Source organism: Dietzia sp. DQ11-44 (genome assembly GCF_014145205.1).
Lineage (GTDB): Bacteria > Actinomycetota > Actinomycetes > Mycobacteriales > Mycobacteriaceae > Dietzia > Dietzia natronolimnaea.
This window is the reverse complement of the sequence record NZ_JAALEC010000270.1, coordinates 1-4,530: the sequence shown is the minus strand read 5'-3', so window position 1 is coordinate 4,530 and position 4,530 is coordinate 1. Positions and strand designations below refer to the sequence as shown.

At 72.5% G+C, this 4,530-nt stretch carries 6 protein-coding genes; all 6 read left to right on the top strand.

Annotated features, from left to right (window positions below; genetic code table 11):
* Positions 1-777: hypothetical protein (locus G6018_RS07680; RefSeq protein ID WP_182610357.1), on the top strand; the 777-nt coding region annotated here is incomplete at its 5' end.
* A gap of 5 nt (positions 778-782) precedes the next feature.
* The gene (locus G6018_RS07675) at positions 783-1,781 is read left to right on the top strand and encodes an HAD-IIA family hydrolase (RefSeq protein ID WP_347237825.1); all 999 of its coding nucleotides are present in this window, start codon (positions 783-785) and stop codon (positions 1,779-1,781) included.
* Between the two features lie 10 nt (positions 1,782-1,791).
* The gene (locus tag G6018_RS07670) at positions 1,792-2,007 is read left to right on the top strand and encodes a hypothetical protein (RefSeq protein WP_304814591.1); all 216 of its coding nucleotides are present in this window, start codon (positions 1,792-1,794) and stop codon (positions 2,005-2,007) included.
* The gene (locus tag G6018_RS07665) at positions 2,007-2,825 is read left to right on the top strand and encodes a TlyA family RNA methyltransferase (RefSeq protein WP_277817761.1); all 819 of its coding nucleotides are present in this window, start codon (positions 2,007-2,009) and stop codon (positions 2,823-2,825) included. The genes G6018_RS07670 and G6018_RS07665 overlap by 1 nt, the downstream gene beginning before the upstream one ends.
* Positions 2,822-3,751 (top strand): NAD kinase, encoded by a 930-nt coding sequence (locus G6018_RS07660; RefSeq protein WP_182639299.1) that lies wholly within the window; start codon positions 2,822-2,824, stop codon positions 3,749-3,751. Before G6018_RS07665 ends, G6018_RS07660 begins: the two co-directional genes overlap by 4 nt.
* A gap of 9 nt (positions 3,752-3,760) precedes the next feature.
* On the top strand, positions 3,761-4,530 hold a 770-nt coding region (locus G6018_RS07655; RefSeq protein ID WP_182639298.1), incomplete at its 3' end, for an AAA family ATPase.

Sequence of the window (4,530 nt, the reverse complement as noted above, 5' to 3'; positions counted from 1 at the left end):
GCCGACCGCCGCGGTGGGGCGTCCCGCGGTGAGTCGCGCGGTGGCGGACGGCAGTTCGACGACCGGCGATCCGCCGGTCGCCCCGGTCAGGACGCCCGCCAGGCAGCGCGGGTCGACGAACCGGCCCTCCCCGACGAGATCGAGGCCGCAGATCTCGACATGGAGATCAGGCGGGACCTCCGTGGGCTGGACAAGGCGAACGCCGAGCTGGTGGCTCGGCACCTGGTCGCGGCGATGCATTTCGTGGACGACGATCCCGAGCTGGCCCTCGCCCACGGGCGGGCCGCGAAGAATCGCGCCGGGCGGATAGGCGTCGTCCGGGAGACCCTCGGAGTGCTCGCCTACCGGGCCCGTGAGTGGTCCGAGGCCCTCGGGGAACTGCGTGCGGCCCGACGGATCTCGGGAGGTCCCGGTCTGCTCGCGATGATGGCCGACTGCGAGCGGGGTCTCGAGCGCCCGCAGAAGGCCATCGAGCTCGCCCGGGGGGAGGAGTCCCGCCAGGTCTCCGGTGAGGACCTCGTGGAACTGCGCATCGTCGAAGCCGGTGCGCGGGTGGACATGGGCCAGCTCGATGCCGCCCTGGTGACCCTCCAGGACGCCGGAGCCGATCCGGCGGCGGTGGGCGAGGAGGCGGCACGGTTGGACTACGCGTACGCGGAGGTGCTGCTGGCGTCCGGTCGGAAGGACGAGGCCGCCGCATGGTTTGGCCATGCGGTGGCGGCCGACCCTGACCATCACACGGACGCGGAGTCGCGCCTGGCGGAGCTCGAGGACTGACCCCGGTGTCACCAGCCACTCTGTCGGATCTGCACGACGCACTTCTCGTGGACCTCGACGGGACGCTCATCCGCGGTTCCGAGCCCGTACCGGGCGCGGCCGAGGCACTGGACGCCTCGGGGCTCCCGGTGGTCTACGTGACCAACAACGCGAGCCGTGCTCCCGCCGACACCGCGGCACACCTCCGCGACCTGGGTTTCACCGCCCGCGCGTCCGACGTCATGACGAGTGCCCAGGCGGCGGTGATGATGTTGGTCGATCACGTCGACGCCGGCGCGAGGGTTCTCGTGGTGGGCCACGACAGCTTCCGCGACCTCGCCAGGGAGGCGGGCTATGAGGTCGTCCTCTCGGCCGACGACCATCCGGAGGTGGTCCTCCAGGGGCTGTCCCGCGAGCTGACCTGGGGCGACCTCGCCGAGGGGTGCCTCGCGATCCGCCGTGGGGTTCCGTGGGTGGCCTCCAACACCGACACGACGCTACCCACCGAGCGGGGCCTGCTCCCCGGCAACGGCTCGCTGGTCGCGGCGCTTCGTGCGGCGACGGACCGCGAACCCGTCGTGGCGGGGAAACCGGCCGCCGGGGTGCTCAGGGCCGCCGCCGACCTCGTCGGCGCGACGCGTCCACTGGTCATCGGCGACAGGCTCGACACCGACATCGAAGGGGCGGTCGCGGCCGACATGCCCTCACTTCTGGTCCTGACCGGTGTCCACGGGACGGCCGACCTGCTGGTCGCCGAGGAGCGTCGTCGCGCCACTCACCTGGCCCGGGACCTCTCGGCGCTCGCGGCGCCGCCCGAGTCGAGTCATATCGAGTCGGCCGCCGGACTCGACGCGAGGGTGCTGGACGGGTCTCTTCACCTGCAGGGGATCCCGGAGACGTTGAGTGGCGTCGACCTCGCGCGCAGCGTCATCCGTCAGGCGTGGCTGCACGGGGTGACCGCACTCGCGGATCCCGGTGACGGTGCGCGGTCGCGGCTCGCCGATGCGGGACTCGTCGTGGGCTAGCGTGGTCCGCGTGAGCACTCCCGGACCGACACCACTTCCAGGCCCCGTGGGCCCGGACGTCGACGAGCTCCGCTCGGCGTTCGACGATCTCCTCGCCGACTCCGTCGGGCCGTCGACGGCCGACGGCGATGACGGCGGGGTGGTCCGCGACGATCAGGTCCGGGCCCTGGACGCCGCTCATGACCTGCTCGCCCGAGCGCTCTCCGTCCTGGACGCCGCCCGCTGATGGCGGTCACACGGAGGCGCCTGGACGCCGAGCTGGTCCGCCGCAGGATGTGTGACAGTCGGGAACGGGCCCGGGACCTCATCGGCTCCGGGCGTGTGATCGTCAACGGGGTGGCGGCCAGCAAACCCGCGACCCAGGTGGAGCCCACCACCTCGATCGCGCTCGCCGCGTCGAACGAACCGGACTGGGCCTCCCGGGGAGCCCACAAACTCATCGGTGCGCTGGACGCCTTCGGTGTGCGCGTCGACGGTGCGCGCTGTCTCGACGCCGGTGCCTCCACGGGAGGCTTCACCGACGTTCTGCTCTCACGTGGTGCCGCCCGCGTCGAGGCGGTGGACGTGGGCTACGGGCAACTCGTGTGGCGCCTGCGCAGCGACGGTCGCGTCGGGGTCCACGACAAGACCAACGTGCGATCCCTCACTCCCGAGGACATCGGGGGCGAGGTGGACGTGGTGGTCTCGGACCTGTCCTTCATCTCCCTCCCGCTCGTCCTGCCCGCACTGACCGCGTGCGTCCGCACCGGTGGGGATCTGCTGCCGATGGTCAAACCGCAGTTCGAGGTGGGCCGCGAGCGGGTCGGCCAGGGTGGCGTCGTCCGCGACCCCGCCCTCCGGATCGAGGCGGTCACGGGTGTCGCGCGCGCCGCTGCGGCGCTCGGTCTGGAGGCCCTCGGCTGCGTGGCCAGCCCGCTCCCGGGGCCGTCCGGGAACGTCGAGTACTTCCTCCATCTCCGCAAGAACGGGTCGGGCGCCCCGGTGGAGCTGACACACCAGGCGTCGGACGCCATCCACCGCGCCGTGGAGGAGGGGCCGAGATGACGGACATGACAGGTCAGGGGACGCCCCGCCGGATCCTGCTCGAGGCCAATATCGAGCGGCCGGACATCGTCGCCATCGTCGCCCAGGTCGTCGACGCCTGCGCGAACCGGGGGATCGCGGTGCGGATGCTCGCCGACACGAGTGAGAACGTCGCCACGGGGACGGGCGTGGACTCGGTCGCCGACACTCCGCACGCCGCCGACGGGTGCGAGCTCGTCCTGGTCCTGGGTGGGGACGGGACGTTCCTGCGGGCGTGTCAGTACGCCACCGCGGCCGATGTGCCGGTGCTGGGGGTCAACCTCGGGCATGTCGGGTTCCTCGCCGAGTCGGAGGTCTCCTCGCTGCACGGGGTCGTCGAACAGATCGCCGACCGGGACTACCGGGTGGTCGAGCGCATGACGGTCGAGGCCACCGTCATGCACGGGGACACCGTCCTCGGCCACGACTGGGCGCTCAACGAGGTGAGTATCGAGAAGGTCTCCCGGCAGGGCGTCCTCGAGGCGTCGGTCGAGATCGATGGGCGACCGGTGAGCGACTACGGGTGCGACGGCATGCTCGTGTCGACCCCGACCGGGTCGACGGCCTACGCGTTCTCCGCGGGAGGGCCGATCGTCTGGCCGGAGCTCGACGCGATCCTGGTGGTCCCGAACAACGCCCATGCCCTGTTCGCCCGGCCCATGGTGGTGGCGCCGAGTTCGCGTGTCGCCGTGGAGACCGGGACCCGGTCGGGGCCCGCGGTGGTCGTGCTCGACGGGCGGCGGCTGGTCGACGCCCCCGCCGGTAGCCGCGTGGAGGTGGTGCGCGGCCGGAGGCCGGTCAAGTGGGTGCGATTGGACGACTCACCGTTCACGGACCGACTGGTGACCAAGTTCGAACTCCCGGTGACCGGGTGGCGTGGCCGGTCCGCCGCCCGCCCCCTCCCCTAGGGTGGGTGCGTGCTCACGGAACTTCGGATCAGCGGACTCGGCGTCATCGACGAGGCCGTGGCCGATTTCGCCCCGGGCCTGTCGGTCCTGACCGGTGAGACCGGCGCCGGCAAGACCATGGTCGTCACCGGTCTGAGGCTTCTGGCCGGGGGGCGCGCCGATCCGGGCCGGGTTCGCCGCGGTGCCGACAAGGCCGTGGTGGAGGGGCGGTTCGACCTGGCCGCCGCGGCGACGATGGCTTCCGAGGACAGAGAGCAGCTCGACAGACTCCTCGAGGAGGCGGACGTTGAGCTCGACGAGGACGGGACGGTGATCGCGGCCCGCCGGGTCGGCGCCGACGGACGCTCCCGGGCCCGGTTGGGTGGTCGGTCGGTGCCCGCCGGCACCCTGGCCCGGTTCTGTTCCCCGGTACTCGCGGTCCACGGCCAGAACGACCAGCTCCGGCTCCTGCGTCCGGACCGGCAGCGCGAGGCGGTCGACTCCCACGGGGGCGAGCGGGCGCGGGTCGCACTCAGGGCGTACCGGGAGACCTTCCACCGGTGGCGTGAGGCCGAGAGGTCGCTGGCAGAGCGCACGGGGCGCGCCCGCGAGCTGGCCCGCGAGGCCGACCTGCTGCGCCACGGGCTCGACGAGATCGACGCCCTGGACCCCAGACCGGGGGAGGAGGCCGAGCTCGACGCGGTCATCCGGCGTCTCACCGACTCGGAGGAGTTGCGTGAGGTGGCCGGGCAGGCGCACGAGACCCTGACGGGAGACGGAGAGACCGCGGAGCCGGTCGT

Bases quoted from the DNA above. Each gene is read 5' to 3' on its own strand.
- G6018_RS07665 (WP_277817761.1), top strand. From the start codon at position 2,007: ATGGCGGTCACACGGAGGCGCCTGGACGCCGAGCTGGTCCGCCGCAGG.
- G6018_RS07660 (WP_182639299.1), top strand. From the start codon at position 2,822: ATGACGGACATGACAGGTCAGGGGACGCCCCGCCGGATCCTGCTCGAG.